Origin of the sequence: Streptomyces sp. NPDC002994 (genome assembly GCF_040611155.1) — a bacterium.
GTDB lineage: Bacteria > Actinomycetota > Actinomycetes > Streptomycetales > Streptomycetaceae > Streptomyces.
Window position 1 is genome coordinate 221,683 of record NZ_JBEXNQ010000012.1, and the last position, 16,113, is coordinate 237,795.

At 70.9% G+C, this 16,113-nt stretch carries 14 protein-coding genes and 1 pseudogene; 6 read left to right on the plus strand and 9 right to left on the minus strand.

Annotation, left to right across the window (positions count from 1 at the left end; all coding sequences use genetic code 11):
* Window positions 1–54 precede the first annotated feature (54 nt).
* Window positions 55–3,168: a BTAD domain-containing putative transcriptional regulator gene (locus tag ABZX79_RS18620; RefSeq protein ID WP_355258252.1), complete on the plus strand. Its 3,114-nt coding sequence runs from the start codon at window positions 55–57 to the stop codon at window positions 3,166–3,168.
* Window positions 3,169–3,709: 541 nt separating this feature from the next.
* Complete coding sequence (locus ABZX79_RS18625) at window positions 3,710–4,903, plus strand: FAD-dependent monooxygenase (protein WP_355258255.1); 1,194 nt, start codon at window positions 3,710–3,712, stop codon at window positions 4,901–4,903.
* Here the strand turns inward: ABZX79_RS18625 and thiD are convergent, their stop codons facing one another.
* Together thiD and ABZX79_RS18635 are read right to left on the minus strand one after the other, a co-directional pair.
* Window positions 4,904–5,704: a bifunctional hydroxymethylpyrimidine kinase/phosphomethylpyrimidine kinase gene (thiD, locus tag ABZX79_RS18630; RefSeq protein WP_355258258.1), complete on the minus strand. Its 801-nt coding sequence runs from the start codon at window positions 5,702–5,704 to the stop codon at window positions 4,904–4,906.
* Between the two features lie 50 nt (window positions 5,705–5,754).
* Window positions 5,755–6,726, minus strand: coding sequence for a thiamine-phosphate kinase (locus ABZX79_RS18635; RefSeq protein WP_214975025.1), 972 nt, complete (start codon window positions 6,724–6,726; stop codon window positions 5,755–5,757).
* Between the two features lie 206 nt (window positions 6,727–6,932).
* On the opposite strand from ABZX79_RS18635, the gene ABZX79_RS18640 reads away from it, so the two are divergent.
* Complete coding sequence (locus ABZX79_RS18640) at window positions 6,933–7,166, plus strand: Lrp/AsnC ligand binding domain-containing protein (protein WP_069926747.1); 234 nt, start codon at window positions 6,933–6,935, stop codon at window positions 7,164–7,166.
* A 59-nt stretch (window positions 7,167–7,225) separates the two neighbouring features.
* The gene (locus ABZX79_RS18645; protein WP_355258302.1) at window positions 7,226–7,681 is read left to right on the plus strand and encodes a DUF3515 domain-containing protein; all 456 of its coding nucleotides are present in this window, start codon (window positions 7,226–7,228) and stop codon (window positions 7,679–7,681) included.
* A 19-nt stretch (window positions 7,682–7,700) separates the two neighbouring features.
* Here ABZX79_RS18645 and ABZX79_RS18650 read toward each other — a convergent pair whose 3' ends face one another.
* Genes ABZX79_RS18650 through ABZX79_RS18660 form a run of 3 tightly spaced genes read right to left on the minus strand, consistent with a single transcriptional unit; the run spans window position 7,701 to window position 10,673 of the window.
* A complete protein-coding gene (locus tag ABZX79_RS18650; RefSeq protein WP_355258262.1) occupies window positions 7,701–8,858 on the minus strand; it encodes a D-alanine--D-alanine ligase family protein in 1,158 nt (385 codons plus the stop codon).
* Window positions 8,859–8,892: 34 nt separating this feature from the next.
* Window positions 8,893–9,906: an NAD(P)H-dependent glycerol-3-phosphate dehydrogenase gene (locus ABZX79_RS18655; protein ID WP_355258265.1), complete on the minus strand. Its 1,014-nt coding sequence runs from the start codon at window positions 9,904–9,906 to the stop codon at window positions 8,893–8,895.
* On the minus strand, window positions 9,903–10,673 hold the full coding sequence (locus ABZX79_RS18660) for a lysophospholipid acyltransferase family protein (RefSeq protein WP_355258267.1): 771 nt from the start codon (window positions 10,671–10,673) through the stop codon (window positions 9,903–9,905). Before ABZX79_RS18660 ends, ABZX79_RS18655 begins: the two co-directional genes overlap by 4 nt.
* A 183-nt stretch (window positions 10,674–10,856) precedes the next feature.
* On the opposite strand from ABZX79_RS18660, the pseudogene cofC reads away from it, so the two are divergent.
* Window positions 10,857–11,483: pseudogene (cofC, locus tag ABZX79_RS18665) on the plus strand (2-phospho-L-lactate guanylyltransferase); the annotation flags it as partial.
* A gap of 337 nt (window positions 11,484–11,820) precedes the next feature.
* Here the strand turns inward: cofC and ABZX79_RS18670 are convergent.
* The 4 genes from ABZX79_RS18670 to leuC all read right to left on the minus strand — a co-directional run bounded on the left by ABZX79_RS18670 (window position 11,821) and on the right by leuC (window position 15,085).
* Window positions 11,821–12,492, minus strand: a complete 672-nt coding sequence (locus ABZX79_RS18670; RefSeq protein WP_355258270.1) for an HU family DNA-binding protein — start codon at window positions 12,490–12,492, stop codon at window positions 11,821–11,823.
* Between the two features lie 143 nt (window positions 12,493–12,635).
* Window positions 12,636–12,863, minus strand: coding sequence for a hypothetical protein (locus ABZX79_RS18675; RefSeq protein ID WP_355258273.1), 228 nt, complete (start codon window positions 12,861–12,863; stop codon window positions 12,636–12,638).
* Window positions 12,864–13,055: 192 nt separating this feature from the next.
* Window positions 13,056–13,649, minus strand: a complete 594-nt coding sequence (gene leuD / locus ABZX79_RS18680) for a 3-isopropylmalate dehydratase small subunit (protein WP_355258305.1) — start codon at window positions 13,647–13,649, stop codon at window positions 13,056–13,058.
* Window positions 13,650–13,660: 11 nt separating this feature from the next.
* Window positions 13,661–15,085, minus strand: coding sequence for a 3-isopropylmalate dehydratase large subunit (gene leuC / locus ABZX79_RS18685; protein WP_355258276.1), 1,425 nt, complete (start codon window positions 15,083–15,085; stop codon window positions 13,661–13,663).
* Window positions 15,086–15,260: 175 nt separating this feature from the next.
* Here leuC and ndgR point away from each other — a divergent pair, with 175 nt between their 5' ends.
* The gene (ndgR, locus tag ABZX79_RS18690; protein ID WP_028813744.1) at window positions 15,261–15,980 is read left to right on the plus strand and encodes an IclR family transcriptional regulator NdgR; all 720 of its coding nucleotides are present in this window, start codon (window positions 15,261–15,263) and stop codon (window positions 15,978–15,980) included.
* Window positions 15,981–16,113 lie beyond the last annotated feature (133 nt).

Consider the following 16,113-nt stretch of genomic DNA (forward strand, 5'->3'; position numbering starts at 1 on the left):
CCGGATTTATGTCCTGAGCCTGTCAGAACGCCTGTGACCTGCCAGAATCGGCGCGTGCGCTTCGCCATCCTGGGTCCTCTCGACATCCGTTCCGCCGACGGTGACGCGCTCGATCCGGGTGGCCCCCGCCCCCGCGCGCTCCTCACCCTGCTGGTGCTGGAGGCGGGCCGGGCCGTGAGCACGGACCGGCTGACCGACGGGCTGTACGGCGACGAGCCGCCGGCCGGGGCCGCCAACGCACTCCAGTCCCAGGTGTCCCGGCTCCGCAAGCGTCTCGGCGTAACCATCGAGTCGCTGTCGGCCGGCTACCGGCTCGTCGCGGACCCGGACGACGTGGACGCTCACCGCTTCGAGCGGCTGTCCCGCGCGGGAAGCCGGGCGCTGGCCGAGGGAGCTCACGCGCGGGCGGGCGAGCTGCTGCGGGAGGCGCTCGGGCTGTGGCGCGGGCCGGCGCTCGCGGACCTGGCCGGGGTGCCGTTCGCCGAGGCTCGGGCGGCCCGGCTGGACGAGCTGCGGCTGGCCGCGCTCCAGGACCGCGTCGACGCGGATCTCGCGCTCGGCGGCGGCCCCGAGCTGGTGCCGGAGCTGCGGGAGCTCATCGCCGTACATCCATTGAGGGAGCGCCTGTACGGACAGCTGATGCGGGCACTGCACGCGGGCGGCCGCCCCGCCGAGGCGCTGACCGTGTACGAGCAGGCCCGCCGCGGGCTGGCCGACGAGCTCGGCGCCGATCCCTCCGCCGAGCTGGCCGCACTCCATCTGGAGCTGCTGCGGGGGCAGTCCGCCGAGCGGACCGCCGCCCCGCGCGGAGTGCCGTCGCAGCTCACCAGCTTCGTGGGGCGCGACGAGGAGCTGGAGCGGATCGGCCGGCTCCTCGGCGCCGGGCGGCTGGTGACGCTGACCGGGCCCGGCGGGGCGGGCAAGACCCGGCTGGCGGTGGAGACGGCCGGGCGGTGGGCGGGAACAGTCTGTTACGTCGAACTGGCGCCGGTCTCCGATGAAGCGCAGCTCCCGTACGCCGTACTGACCGCTCTCGGGGTGCGCGAAAGCGGCTTCCAGGGAACGGCCGCGGGTGATGCCACACAACGGCTGCTGACCGCGCTCGAAGAGCGGGAGCTGCTGCTTCTGCTGGACAACTGTGAGCATGTGGTCGAGGGCGCGGCGCGGCTCGCCGGTCTGCTCCTCGGTGCGTGCCCCCGTGTGCGCGTTCTGGCGACGGGGCGAGAAGCTCTGGGGATCACCGGTGAGGTGGTGTGCCCGCTGCCGCCGCTCGCGCTGCCGGCGGCCGTCGCGCTGTTCGCGGACCGGGCGGCGGCGGTCAACGCGGTCTTGCCGCCCGCCGTACGCCCCGGCTCCGGGCCGGAACACGAAAACGACGCCCACACGCGCGTGGAGCGCATCTGCGCCGCGCTGGACGGGCTGCCGCTCGCGATCGAGCTGGCGGCGGCCCGGCTGCGGACGCTCACGCTCGACGAGATCGCAGCGCGCCTCGACGACCGCTTCCGGCTGCTGTCGCGCGGCGGCGACCGCACCAAGGCGCCGCGGCACCGGACACTGCGCGCGGTCGTGGAGTGGAGCTGGGAGCTGCTCGACGAGGAGGAACGTCTGCTGGCCCGGCGGCTGACCGTGTTCGCCGGGGGCGCGACGCTCGACGCGGTCGAGCGGGTCTGTGATGTTCCGGGGGCCGAGGACGTGCTGGCCTCGCTCGCCGAGAAGTCGTTCGTGGAGGTGGCGGGCAGGCGGTACCGGATGCTGGAGACCATCCGGGTGTTCTGCGCGGAGCGTCTCGCGGGGGAACCCGCGCAGGAAAGCGCGCTGCGGGCGGCGCATGCGGCGTACTTCCTGGAGCTGGCCGAGACCGCCGAGCCGTTCCTGCGGGGCGGCGCGCAACTGGAGTGGCTGGCGCGGCTGGACTCCGACCACGCGAACTTGCTCGCGGCGCTGCGCCCGCCCCTGCTCTACGGCGACAGGGCCACCGCGCTGCGGCTGCGGCTCCGATTGCGGCTGCTGGCCGCGATCTCCTGGTACGTGCGCCTGCGCGGCCGGCAGGGAGAGCTGGTGCCGGTCGCCGCCGAACTGCTGGCGGTGGGGACCGAGCCGCCCGAGGGGCTCGTCGAGGAGTACGTCCTGTGCTTGGTCAACGCCGTCGCGGGGCGTGGTGATCCGGGGGACGACGGGCTGATCGAGCGCGCCGACGCACTGATGACCGGCCTGGCTCAGCCGCTGCGGCTGCCGTTCACGCTCGTGCTGTGGTCCCTGGTGAGCGGTCCGCGCAGCGGCGACATCGAGTGGGCGCGCGGGCGGCTGGGCGACGGTCTGTGGGCCGGAGCCGTGCTCGACATGGGGCACGGCTTCCAGGAGATGCTCTCCGGGCGGCCCGCGGCGTCCGAAGCCGCCTTCGGTGCGGCGCTGGAGGGCTTCCGGGCGGCCGGGGACCGCTGGGGCATGGCCAACTCCCTTGACCCGCTGGCGATGTTCGCGCACTGGCGCGGCGACGCCGGGCGGGCGCTGGTGCTGCTCGACGAGGCGCTCGCGCTCGTACAGGTGCTGGAAGCGCCCGAGGAGACGGCCGATCTGGTGGTGCGCCGGGCGGCGGTCCTGCTGCACACGGGCCGGCCGGACGATGCGGTCGGGCTGTACACGCGCGCGGCGGAACTGGCCCGCAGCGTCGGCGTCCCGGACAAGGCCGCGGGAGCCGTGCGGGGGCTGGGCGACGCGGCTCGGCTGGCCGGTGACACCGCGGGGGCGCGGGAGCATTACGGGGCGGCGCTGGAGCTTGTCGCCGCGACGTGGTTCAGCGTGGGTGAGACCCTGCGGATCTTTGTCGGCCTCAGCCGGGCCGCCGGGGCCGAGGGCCGTGTCGACGAGGCCGCGGACTGGTTCGGGCAGGCGCGGGAACTGGCGCTGGAGCAGCCGGGGTCGCGGCTCGACCTGGCGGAGGTGGCCGAGGCGATGGCGTCCCTGGCCGCCGCCGAAGACGCCGCCGGGCTGCTCGGCGCGGCGGAGGGGCTGCGCGGGGCGGCGCTCGCTCTGGACCCCGATGTGGCGCGTGTCCGTGACCGGGCTCGCGCGGGCCTGCCGCCCGGGACGTACGAGAAGGCGTACGCGCACGGGCGCGAGCTCCGGGGCGGGCTGAGGGTTCTTTCCCCCACCCGCCCCTTCCCGTAACCGGGGCTCCGCCCCGGACCCCGGTCCTCAAACGCCGGACGGGCTGCAAGGAGGCGCCGCAACACGGAAGGAGCCACGTCCCCGGGAGGGCCTCCGCACACCGGACCCAGGGGGCTGCCGCACACCGAGTGGTGCTGCGGTCGGGAAGTTTGCCGCGCACGGGAAAAGCCGCCGCCTCGGGAGGGGCGCCGCGCGGTCATTTGCCCGGGAAAGGCTACCGCGTGCGGTAGTTCCGGAGGGGCGAGGAATCATGCCGCCGCCAGGAAATCCAGCCCGTCCGGCGATTGAGGACACGGCCGGAGGGCGTCAGAGGTCCGGGGCTTGCCCCCGCTCCCGTGGCGGAGCCACAAAGGTGGCAGCCGGAAAGTCGGGACGCAGGATCATGCCGCCACCAGGAAAACCCAGCCCGTCCGGCGATTGAGGACACGGCCGGAGGGCGTCCGGGGGGCCGGGGCCGGGGCTTGGCTCCGCGTGGCGGAGTCGCCGGTCGCGGTCAGCCGACGGTAAGGGGGCGGTCAGCTGTGGGGGCCAGGCTCGCCCCATGACCACCCAGCTGCGCAACCTCAACGTCCTCATCTCCGGCGCCAGCATCGCCGGCCCCGCCCTCGCCCTCCAGCTCTCCCGGTACGGCGCCCGCGTCACCGTCGTGGAGAAGGCACCGGCCCTGCGCACCGGCGGTTTCGCCGTCGACTTCCGCGGTCACGTCCACCGCAGGGTCCTCCAGGAGCTCGGCATCTGGGACGACGTCCACCGCCGTCAGACCCACATGGGCACGCAGACCGTCGTCGACATCGACGGAAGCCCGCGCGTCGACCTGCCCTCCGCCATGATGAGCGGCGACGTGGAGATCTTCCGCGGCGATCTCTCCGCCATCCTGTACGAGCGCACCTTGGACACCGTCGAGTACGTCTTCGGGGACTCGGTCGCCACCATGGCAGAGGACGTCGACGGCGTAGACGTCACCTTCGACCACGGCGCCCCCCGCCGCTTCGACCTCGTCGTCGGCGCCGACGGACTGCACTCGAACACCCGCCGCGTCGCCTTCGGCGACGAGTCGCGGTATCTGCGCTACCTCGGCTACTACGTCGCCGGCTTCGAGATGCCCAACCACCTCGGACTGGACCGGACCGCCCGCATCTACAGCGACCCGGGCCGCATGCTCTCCATCGCGAACTACGACGGCGACCCCGACCGGGCCGGCGCCGGCTTCATCTTCGCCTCCGAGCAGCTCGCGTACGACCGCGACGACCTCGGCCGGCAGAAGAAGATCCTCGCCGCGAAGTTCGCCGACATGGGGTGGGAGACCCCCAAGGCGCTGGACGCCCTCGACGCCGCCGACAGCCTGTACTTCGACGCGATCGCGCAGATCCACATCGACCGGCTGTCCAAGGGCCGGGTGGTTCTGATCGGCGACGCGGGTTACGGCGCCACCATGGGCGGCATGGGGACCGGTGCGGCGGTCGTCTGCGCCTACGTGCTCGCCGGCGAACTCGCCCGCGCACACGGCGACCACCGCATCGCCTTCGCGGCGTACGAGGCGGAGGTACGCGACTTCGCGAAGGGCTGCCAGAAGATCGCGGGCAACGCGGGCCCGTTCCTCGCGCCGCCCACCGAGAAGAAGATCCGGCAGCGCGACCGGGCGTACCGCGTTCTGAGTTCGCGTCTTCTCGCCGGGTTCTTCAAGAAGCTCACGGAGCGGGCCGCGACCAACATCAGGCTGAAGGATTACGCCTGACTACTCCTGGCTGTTCCTGAGCCGCCAGCCGTGGTCCACCGGGCCTATCCCCGCTCCCAGCGCGAACCCCGCCGCGATCGCCTCGGTCACGTACTCCTTGGCGGCGGACACGGCCTGCGGTACGTCGAGACCCTTCGCCAGGCCCGACGCGATCGCGGACGCCAGCGTGCAGCCCGTCCCGTGCGTGTGCCGGTTGTCGTGCCGTGGGGCGCGCAGCCAGTGCTCCTGCGTGCCGTCCGTCAACAGGTCCACCGCGTCGCCCGGCAGGTGGCCACCCTTGACCAGCACCCAGCGCGGTCCGAACTCCAGGAGCGCGCCGGCCGCCCGCGGCAGATCGGCCTCGGACTCCACGCGTACGCCGGTGAGCTGGGCCACCTCGTCGAGGTTCGGGGTGGCGACGGTCGCCGTGGGCAGCAGCTTCGTCCGTACGGATTCGAGAGCGGACGTGGCGAGCAGCGGGTCGCCGTGCTTCGACACGCCCACCGGGTCGACGACCACCGGGGCGTCGGTGCCGGCCAGCAGCTCCGCGACCGTCTCGACGAGGTCGGCGGAGGACAGCATGCCGGTCTTCACGGCCTGTACGCCGATGTCGTCGACGACGCTGCGGTACTGCGCCCGTACGGCCTCCACCGGCAGGTCCCAGGCGCCTTGCACACCCAGCGAGTTCTGCGCCGTCACGGCGGTGAGCACGCTCATGCCGTGCACGCCGAGCGCCAGCATCGTCTTGAGGTCGGCCTGGATACCCGCACCGCCGCCGGAGTCGGATCCGGCGACGGTGAGGACGCAAGGAAGTATTCGCATACGGGCGAATCTAGTACGCCTCCAGTACGCCCGGGCCCCGGTCCGCGGGACTAGGGGGCGGTCTCGATGTCCCCGAAGTGGTCCCAGCCGCCCTTCTTCGTCCACGGCGCCCCGTCGACCGTCACCTGCGGCAGCGCCGACGGGTTGAGGACCTCACCGATGATCTTCCAGCGGGCGGGCAGCTTCGTGTCCGGCGGGAACGTCGCCACGATCGCGTGGTCCTCTCCCCCGGTCAGCACCCACTGCAGCGGATCCACGCCGACCGCCTGCCCGATGTCCGACATCTGCGTCGGAATGTCGATGAGCCCGGACCGCAGGTCGATACGGACCTTGCTGGCCTCCGCGATGTGCCCGAGGTCCGCGACGAGCCCGTCACTGACGTCGGTCATGGCGGTGGCGCCGAGCCCGGCGGCCGCGGGGCCCGCGTGGTACGGCGGCTCCGGGCGCCGGTGCGCCTCGACGAAGGCGCGCGGCGAGCGGAAGCCGCGCGAGAGGACGGCGAGGCCCGCCGCGGACCAGCCCAACCAGCCGGTGACGGCGACGACATCGCCGGGCCTGGCGCCGGACCGCGTCACCGGTTCGTGGTTGCGCAGGTCGCCGAGCGCGGTGATCGCCACGGTGATGGTCTCGCCGCGTACGACGTCACCGCCGACTACGGCCGCCCCCGCGACCTGGCACTCGTCCCGGATGCCGTCCATCAGCTCGGTCGGCCAGCTGACCGGTAGTTCGGCGGGGACGACGAGGCCGAGGAGCAGCGCGGTCGGCACCGCTCCCATGGCGGCGATATCGGCCAGATTCTGGGCCGCGGCCTTGCGGCCCACGTCGTACGCCGTCGACCAGTCGCGCCGGAAGTGACGTCCCTCGAGCAGGATGTCCGTACTCGCCACGACCCGCCGGTCGGGTGCGGCCACGACGGCGGCGTCGTCGCCGGGCCCCAGCCGTACCGCCGGGGTGGAGGTGAGCCGGGAGGTGAGCTCTCTGATGAGCCCGAACTCCCCCAGCTCGCCCACAGTGCCCTTCATGGATGTGCCCCTTCTGCCCCAGTGCGCTTGCGGTCGCGAGCCATCACTGCTGTAGGTACCGTCAACACATACGTCAACTTCTGGTCTCCGTACGCCACGCTCCGTACGCCGACGGCCGCGCAAGTCTCCCCGCTGCCCACGACGACGCGATACGGTGGCGTCTCTTTATCTCCCCACATGATCCTCGTGGCCGCCCTGGAGGTTCCGTGGTACAGGCGTACATCCTCATCCAGACCGAGGTGGGCAAGGCGTCGTCCGTCGCCGAGACCATCGGCAAGATTCCGGGAGTGATCCAGGCCGAGGACGTGACCGGACCCTATGACGTGATCGTGCGCGCGCAGGCCGACACGGTCGATGATCTCGGCCGGCTGGTGGTCGCCAAGGTCCAGCAAGTGGACGGCATCACCCGCACTCTGACCTGCCCGGTCGTGCACATCTAGCCCCCGTCTACTCTTGGCCGGTGACTTCCACTTCCCGCCGGCTTCTGTCGCGTTCGTCGATGGCATGCGTCGCCCTGCTGCTCGCTGCCGCCGCCGGCTGCTCCCTCACGTCCCTCGCAAACGACGCCGTGGCGATCCCGGTACCCACCCCGTCCTCGGAAGAGGCCGAGGTGTGCCGGGCGCTGCACGGTGAGCTGCCGGGGATCGTCGAGGGGCAGCAGCGGCGCACCGCCGAGCCGGAGTCGGACCTCACCGCCGTATGGGGAGATCCAGCGATCGTACTGCGCTGTGGTGTCCCGCGGCCCGAGAAGATGAGCGATCCGGCGGCGCAGGCGGTGGAGGCGGACGGCGTCAACTGGATGCTGGAGCGGCAGGAGGACGGCAGCCCGCGCTTCACCACGACCTACCGCGAGGCGTACGTCGAAGTCACGCTCCCCGCGAAGTACGCCCACGACGTCACGCCGTTGGCGGCCTTCGCGGGGCCGGTGAAGAAGGCAGTGCCCAAGAGCCTCTAGGGCCCAGCCCTGACAGCCGCTAGCGCAGGCCCGTCGGGCGGCGCAGTGCGGCCTGGATCAGCCGGTCGACGAGCTCCGGGTAGGACACCCCGGTCTCCTGCCACATGCGCGGGTACATGGAGATCGGCGTGAAGCCCGGCATCGTGTTGATCTCGTTGATCACGAACTCGCCGCTGTCGAGCAGGAAGAAGTCCGCGCGCACCAGGCCCTCGCACGACGCGGCGTCGAACGCCTCGACCGCGAGCCGCCGCACCTCGGCGGTCTGCTCCTCGGTCAGCGGTGCGGGCACCAGGCCGGCCGCCGAGTCGATGTACTTGGCCTCGAAGTCGTAGAAGTCGTGGGACGTGACGGGCGGGATCTCGGCGGGCACGCTCGCGCGCGGCCCGTCCTCGAACTCCAGCACACCGCACTCGATCTCGCGGCCGCGCAGCAGCGACTCGACCAGGATCTTGGGGTCGTGGCGCCGCGCCTCCTCGATCGCCGCGTCGAGGCCGGAGAGGTCGCTGACCTTGGTGATGCCCATCGAGGAGCCGCCGCGGGCGGGCTTGATGAAGAGCGGCCAGCCGTGCTCGCCGGCGAAGTCGACGATCTTCTTCCGGGCGGCGGAAGGATCGTTTTCCCACTCCCGGGGGCGGATGACCTCGTACGGGCCGACCGGCAGCCCGAAGGAGATGAACACCCGCTTCATGTACTCCTTGTCCTGGCCGACGGCCGAGGCGAGCACACCGGAGCCGACGTACGGGACGCCGGAGAGCTCCAGGAGGCCCTGGAGGGTGCCGTCCTCGCCGTACGGGCCGTGCAGCATGGGAAAGACCACGTCGACCTCGCCCAGCGCCTTGGGCACCGAGCCAGGCTCGCTGTAGAGCACCTCGCGGACGCTCGGGTCGACCGAGAGCACCACGCCGCCCTCGGTCGATTCGGCGAGGTTCTCGACGCTCGGCAGGGTCCGGTCGGCGATGGCCATCCGGTCGGGCTCGTCGGCGGTCAGCGCCCAGCGGCCGTCCGTCGTGATGCCGATCGGCAGTACGTCGTACTTCTCACGGTCGATGGACCGCAGTACGGCGCCGGCCGTGACGACCGAGATGGCGTGCTCGGAGCTGCGACCGCCGAAAACGACGGCCACCCGCGGCTTGCGGGGCTCCTGTGCGGGGCTCTGGGGGAGGTTCTCGCTGCTCATATCGCGTTGAGGGTACCTGGTAGTAGGGACTGCGTCAGCGGCGCTCGGGCTTGGCGCTGCGTGACATCAGCTCCTTCAGCGCCACGATCGGCGGCTTCCCGTGGTGAACGATGTCGACGACCGTGTCCGTGATCGGCATGTCGACCCCGTGCCGACGGGCCAGATCGGCCACCGACTCACAGGATTTGACGCCCTCGGCGGTCTGCTTGGTGACCGCGATGGTCTCTTCGAGCGTCATTCCCCGGCCGAGGTTGGTGCCGAAGGTGTGGTTGCGCGAGAGCGGCGACGAGCAGGTGGCGACCAGGTCGCCGAGGCCGGCGAGACCGGAGAAGGTGAGCGGGTCGGCGCCCATCGCCAGTCCCAGGCGGGTCGTTTCGGCGAGGCCGCGGGTGATGAGCGAGCCCTTGGCGTTGTCACCGAGGCCCATGCCGTCCGCGATGCCGACGGCGAGTCCGATGACGTTCTTGACGGCGCCGCCGAGTTCACAGCCGACGACGTCGGTGTTGGTGTACGGGCGGAAGTACGGGGTGTGGCAGACGGACTGGAGCCGGGTGGCCACCGACTCGTCGCTGCACGCCACGACGGCGGCGGCGGGCATCCGGGCCGCGATCTCCTTGGCGAGGTTGGGTCCTGTGACCACCGCGACGCGCTCGGCGGGCGCCTTGGCGACCTCCTCGATGACCTCACTCATCCGCTTGGCGGTGCCGAGTTCGACTCCCTTCATGAGGGAGACGAGGACGGTGTCGGCGGGCAGCAGCGGCGCCCACGCGGCGAGGTTGCCGCGCAGCGTCTGCGAGGGGATGGCGAGGACCGTGAAGTCGGCGCCCTGGGCGGCCTCGGCCGGGTCGGTGGTGGCGCGCAGCGAGGCGGGCAGTTCCACGCCCGGGAGATAGTCGGGGTTCGTACGGCCGTTGTTGATGGCGTCGGCGACTTCGGCGCGGCGGCCCCACAGGGTCACCTCGCAGCCCGCGTCGGCCAGCACCATGCCGAAGGCAGTGCCCCAGGAGCCTGTTCCGAATACGGCCGCCTTGACCGGCTGGCGTGTCACTTTGCGCTCTCTCCCTCGGCTTTGCGGCGCGTCTCCGCCTTGCGGCGCTGGTCCGCGCGCGCCCTGCGGTGGTCGTACGGCTCGACGGGCGCGGGCTCGCCGCGCAGCTCGGCGAGCTGTTCCGTGATGGCGGTCATGATCGCCTCGGTCGCCTCGCGCAGCACGTCGGGCGTGGGTTCCTTGTCGTAGAACCGGTCGAGGTCCACCGGCGGACCCGCCTGCACCGAGAGGGTCTTGCGCGGGAAGAGCCGAAGCCTGTTCTCCTTGGCGTACGGCGGCATCGCCAAGTTGGCGCCCCACTGGGCGACCGGAATAACGGGGGCCTTCGTCATGAGGGCCACGCGCGCCGCTCCGGTCTTTCCCGCCATGGGCCACATGTCGGGGTCGCGGGTGAGCGTGCCTTCGGGGTAGAAGGCGACGCATTCGCCGCGCTCGATGGCGTCGACCGCCGCGCGGAAAGCGTCGAGTGCGTTGGTGGTCTCGCGGTAGACGGGAATCTGGCCCGTACCGCGCAGCATCATCCCGACAAACGGGGTTTTGAAGAGGCCCGCCTTGGCCAGCAGCCGGGGAACACGTCCCGTGTTGTACTGGAAGTGCCCATAGGAGAGCGGGTCCAGGTACGAGTTGTGATTGACCGCGGTGATGAATCCGCCCTCGGCCGGAATGTTCTCCATTCCGCGCCAGTCCCGCTTGAACAGCACCACCAGCGGGGGTTTGGCGATGACCGCTGCCAGGCGGTACCAGAAGCCGATTCTGCGGCGGGACACTCGGACACCTTCCTCTAGGACCTGGCTGCTTGTACGTATGCGCCTGGTCAGCCGCACAAGTGTCGCCCCAGGTCCCCTGTCTGTCGAGAACACCGTACGCCCCGGGGCAGGGCCCGGATCCCCTGTCGGCCGTACGAACAGGCCACAATAGGGCCCGACGCGCACTGGACGGAGGGCTCGCCACTGAACACGCTCCGGACCGCTCCCTGGTCCCTGGTCGTCCCCCTGAAGCCCCTGTTGCTGGCCAAGAGCAGGCTCGCCCCCTCGGCGGGGGACGCGTTGCGCCGGGGGCTCGCTCTCGCCTTCGCCGAGGACACCGTGGCGGCGGTCCTGGCCTGCCCCGCCGTACGGGATGTGGTGGTCGTCACGGACGACGGCCCCGCGGGTGCCGCGCTGGCCGCGCTGGGGGCGCGTATCGCGCCGGACACTCCGGCCGCGGGGCTCAACGCCGCTTTGGCGCACGGGGCGCGCACGGTGCGGGCGCTGCGGCCCGGGGCCGCCGTCGCGGCGCTGAATGCCGATCTGCCCGCGCTGCGGCCGGCGGAATTGCAGCAGGTGCTCGATTACGCCGCCGCATTTCCCCGCGCATTTCTTGCTGATGCCGCCGGAATCGGTACGACGCTTCTTTCGGCGGCGCCGGGGGTGGAATTGGCGCCGTTCTTCGGCGGTCCTTCGCGCGCCCGGCATTCGGCCGCGGGGGCCCGGGAAATACCGCTCGACGGAGTCGATTCCGTACGCCAGGACGTGGACACGGGCGACGATCTGCGGGCGGCGGTGGCGCTCGGCGTGGGCCCGCGCACGGCCCGGCTGAGCGCGGCGGTCACCGCCAGATACGCTGCGGTTATGCAGGCGACCGCGTACACGTACGACTCCGAGACCCGCAGCGGCAGTGTGCTGCTCGACGACGGCACCCCGGTGGACTTCGACGCCCGGGCCTTCGACGCGGGCGGCCTGCGGCTGCTGCGTCCCGGGCAGCGGGTGCGTATCGAGGGGGACGGCGAGGGCGCGGACCTGCGCATCACTCTGGTGACGCTGCAGACCTTCTGAGGGGCCCGCTGCCCCGGGGCCCGCTGCTGGACCGGAACACACCGCGGGCCGGGCTCCCCGGAGGGAGCCCGGCCCGGCGCGTGAGTCCTTGCTGCCCCTACTACTTCCCGGCAGCGGTCTTCTTGGCGGTGGTCTTGCGCGCCGTGGTCTTCTTGGCGGGCGCCTTCTTCGCGGTGGCCTTCTTGGCCGGTGCGGTCTTCTTGGCGGTGGCCTTCGCAGGCGTGGCCTTCTTGGCCGCGGCCTGCTTGGCGGGGGCCGCCTTCTTCCCGGCGGCCGTGGTCTTCTTCGCGGCGCCCGTGGCCTTCTTGGCCGGGGTCGCCTTCTTCGCCGTGGTCTTCTTGGCGGGGGCCGCCTTCTTCGCCGGGGCCGTCTTCTTGGCGGCGGCCCGCTTGGTGGCGGCCTTCTTGGCCGCGGCCTTGGCAATGGTGGGGGGCGGGCCGGAAAGGCTGCCCTTGGGCGCCTTCTTGACGGCTACCTCGCCACCCTTGGGGAGCTTCTTCGAGCCGCTGACCAGGTCCTTGAAGCCCTGACCTGCGCGGAAGCGCGGAACCGAGGTCTTCTTGACCCGTACCCGCTCGCCCGTCTGCGGGTTGCGGGCGTAACGGGCCGGACGCTCGACCTTCTCGAACGATCCGAAGCCGGTGACCGACACGCGGTCGCCGGCGACCGTTGCACGGACGATCGCGTCGAGTACCGCGTCGACCGCGTCCGCGGCCTGCTGACGGCCGCCGACCTTGTCTGCAATCGCTTCTACGAGCTGCGCCTTGTTCACGTCTTCCCCTTCGGAGACATTGCCAGAACGAATGTGTTCAAGCTTTTTCGCACGTTAGGCAGATATATACCGCAAATCAAACACGAAACGGGCTAATCACCCTAGTGCCGCAACGAAGTAGACCTTGAGGACTTCCAGAGGTCTCAGTCACCTTCAGGGAATCGACCCTCATCGAGGTCCTTCATCAACCTGTCCAGGCGCCTTGCCGCATCGGCGAGATCGTGTTTCGCCGCGGCCGTTATGACCAGCAGCTTCCGGGTCAGCGCCATCCGTACGCCCTCCGGGACTTGCAGTGTGCGCACTCTTGTGTGTGCTTCTTTCAACCGGTCCGCGACTGCCTCATAGAGCCTGAGTTGGCTGTCGCGTTCCATGCACCGATTGTGCCATCTGGGGCGAGTTGTCGCCTCCGGCGGGGGCAACTAATGGAATCCGGGTGTCCAAAAGGCCTCCTAGATCCTTGCCGTGTCACCCCCATGTCCCTCGCCTACCACGGGAGTTGGGGCCCAAACATGCCGTTGCCCCCCACCGCGAACGGCAGGGGGCAACGGAGTGATGCGAGGGCGTCAGACCTGCGTCGTACTGGGCTTGTACGAGGGCCGGCCGGCCTCGTAAGCAGCGATGGACGGCTCGTTCTGGAGGGTGATGCTGATGTCGTCCAGACCATTCAGCAGCCGCCAGCGGGCGTTCTCGTCAAGTTCAAAATCAGCCGTAATGCCTTCGGCACGGACTTGACGGTCCTCGAGGTCCACGGTGATCTCGGCGGTGGGGTCCGCGTCGACCAGGTCCCAGAGCGCGTCCACGACCTTCTGGTCGAGCACGACGGTCAGCAGGCCGTTCTTGAGCGAGTTGCCGCGGAAGATGTCGGCGAACCGCGACGAGATGACGGCCTTGAAGCCGTAATTCTGCAGGGCCCACACGGCGTGCTCGCGCGAGGAGCCGGTACCGAAGTCCGGACCCGCCACCAGAACCGTGGCACCTTCCCGCTCGGGGCGGTTGAGCACGAACTGCGGGTCCTTGCGCCAGGCCTCGAAGAGCCCGTCCTCGAAACCGTCGCGGGTGACCTTCTTCAGCCAGTGGGCCGGGATGATCTGGTCGGTGTCGACGTTGCTGCGGCGCAGCGGAACGGCCCGGCCGGTGTGTGCGGTGAAAGCTTCCATGGCCATGATGCTCAGGCCTCCACGAGCGTCGGAACGTCGGACAGGTCGGCGGGCGCGGCCAGGTGGCCCAGCACCGCGGTGGCGGCGGCGACCTGCGGCGACACCAAGTGGGTACGGCCGCCCTTGCCCTGCCTGCCCTCGAAGTTGCGGTTGGAGGTGGACGCGGAGCGCTCACCGGGCGCCAGCTGGTCCGGGTTCATGCCCAGACACATCGAGCAGCCCGCGTGCCGCCATTCGGCGCCGGCGGCGGTGAACACCTTGTCCAGGCCCTCTTCGATCGCCTGCAGCGCGACGCGCACAGACCCCGGGACAATCAGCATCCGTACGCCGTCGGCGACTTTACGGCCGTCCATCAGCGCGGCCGCGGCCCGCAGGTCCTCGATCCGGCCGTTGGTGCACGAACCTACGAAGACGGTGTCGACCTTGATGTCGCGCAGCGGCTGCCCGGCGGTCAACCCCATGTACTCCAGGGCCTTTTCGGCGGCGAAGCGCTCCGAAGCGTCCTCGTACGAAGCAGGGTCGGGGACGTTCGCCGACAGCGGCGCGCCCTGGCCCGGGTTGGTGCCCCAGGTGACGAACGGCGCCAGATCGGCGGCCTCGATGACGACCTCGGCGTCGAAAACGGCGTCGTCGTCGGTGCGCAGCGTCTGCCAGTAGGCGACGGCGGCGTCCCAGTCCTCGCCCTTCGGGGCGTGCACACGGCCCTCGAGGTAGTCGAAGGTCGTCTTGTCGGGGGCGATCATGCCCGCGCGCGCACCGGCCTCGATCGACATGTTGCAGATGGTCATCCGGGCCTCCATCGAGAGCTTCTCGATGGCGGAACCGCGGTATTCGAGTACGTAACCCTGACCGCCGCCGGTGCCGATCTTCGCGATGATCGCCAGGATCAGGTCCTTGGCGGTTACGTCGGCGGGCAGTTCGCCCTCGACGGTGATCGCCATGGTCTTCGGGGGCGCCATTGGCAGGGTCTGCGTGGCCAGGACGTGCTCGACCTGGCTGGTGCCGATGCCGAAGGCCAGCGCGCCGAACGCGCCGTGCGTCGAGGTGTGGCTGTCACCACAGACGACGGTGGTGCCGGGCTGGGTCAGGCCCAGCTGCGGTCCCACGACGTGGACGACGCCCTGCTCGACGTCGCCGAGCGGGTGCAGCCGGACGCCGAAGTCGGCGCAGTTCTTGCGCAGGGTCTCCAGCTGAATCCGGGAGACCGGGTCCGCGATCGGCTTGTCGATGTCGATGGTCGGGGTGTTGTGATCCTCGGTGGCGATGGTGAGGTCGAGCCGCCGTACCTGCCGACCGCTCTTGCGCAGGCCGTCGAAGGCCTGCGGGCTGGTCACCTCGTGCAGCAGGTGCAGATCGATGAAGAGGAGGTCCGGCTCGCCCTCGGCGCGCCTGACGACATGGTCGTCCCAGACCTTCTCCGCAAGTGTCCTACCCATCGCTTTCCCTTCGACCGGCGTCTTCACCGGCCCATCTAGAGATCGGATCGCCCCCGCCCTGGACCCCCGTACGGGGCGGTGGCTGCTGAGCCGTTGTGCGGCCTCCCCTACAGATTCGCAAGTTCCCGGAAAAATTGAACTTGCGTTTCACAGAGTGAGACGCGAGTATCGACGCATGGACAACTCTAGCGGCGTCGGCGTTCTCGACAAGGCAGCTCTGGTACTGAGCGCACTGGAGTCCGGTCCGGCCACCCTCGCCGGGCTGGTCGCGGCGACAGGGCTTGCACGACCCACGGCACATCGCCTTGCCGTGGCACTGGAACACCACCGGATGGTGGCGAGGGACATGCAGGGCCGGTTCATCCTCGGCCCCCGACTGTCGGAACTTTCCGCCGCGGCGGGCGAGGACCGGCTGCTGGCCACGGCCGGCCCCGTACTCACGCATCTGCGTGACGTCACCGGCGAGAGCGCGCAGCTCTACCGCCGGCAGGGCGACATGCGTATCTGCGTCGCGGCGGCCGAGCGGCTGTCCGGACTGCGGGACACCGTCCCGGTGGGCTCGACGCTCACCATGAAGGCGGGCTCGTCCGCGCAGATCCTGATGGCCTGGGAGGAGCCGGAGCGTCTGCACCGCGGCCTCCAGGGCGCCCGCTTCACGGCGACCGCGCTGTCGGGTGTACGGCGGCGGGGCTGGGCCCAGTCGATCGGCGAGCGCGAGCCGGGCGTGGCGTCGGTGTCTGCGCCGGTGCGCGGCCCGTCGAACCGGGTGGTCGCGGCCGTCTCGGTATCCGGACCGATCGAGCGGCTGACGCGCCACCCGGGGCGTATGCACGCCCAGGCGGTCATCGACTCGGCGGCCCGCCTGTCGGAGGCGCTGCGCCGCTCTGGCGGCTGAGGGGCGATGGATGGGTGCGGGTGCGCGCGCGGGTGCCTGCGGCGCTTTCCCCGACCCGCCCCTTCCCGAACTGGGGCGCTGCCCCAGACCCCGCTCCTCAATCGCCGGACGGGCTCCAAAGGAGCCCGTCCGG

Bases quoted from the DNA above. Each gene is read 5' to 3' on its own strand.
- ABZX79_RS18650 (WP_355258262.1), bottom strand. From the start codon at position 8,858: ATGAGCAGCGAGAACCTCCCCCAGAGCCCCGCACAGGAGCCCCGCAAG.
- ndgR (WP_028813744.1), top strand. From the start codon at position 15,261: ATGGACAACTCTAGCGGCGTCGGCGTTCTCGACAAGGCAGCTCTGGTA.
- ABZX79_RS18625 (WP_355258255.1), top strand. From the start codon at position 3,710: ATGACCACCCAGCTGCGCAACCTCAACGTCCTCATCTCCGGCGCCAGC.
- ABZX79_RS18645 (WP_355258302.1), top strand. From the start codon at position 7,226: ATGGCATGCGTCGCCCTGCTGCTCGCTGCCGCCGCCGGCTGCTCCCTC.
- thiD (WP_355258258.1), bottom strand. From the start codon at position 5,704: ATGCGAATACTTCCTTGCGTCCTCACCGTCGCCGGATCCGACTCCGGC.
- ABZX79_RS18675 (WP_355258273.1), bottom strand. From the start codon at position 12,863: ATGGAACGCGACAGCCAACTCAGGCTCTATGAGGCAGTCGCGGACCGG.
- leuD (WP_355258305.1), bottom strand. From the start codon at position 13,649: ATGGAAGCTTTCACCGCACACACCGGCCGGGCCGTTCCGCTGCGCCGC.
- ABZX79_RS18635 (WP_214975025.1), bottom strand. From the start codon at position 6,726: ATGAAGGGCACTGTGGGCGAGCTGGGGGAGTTCGGGCTCATCAGAGAG.
- leuC (WP_355258276.1), bottom strand. From the start codon at position 15,085: ATGGGTAGGACACTTGCGGAGAAGGTCTGGGACGACCATGTCGTCAGG.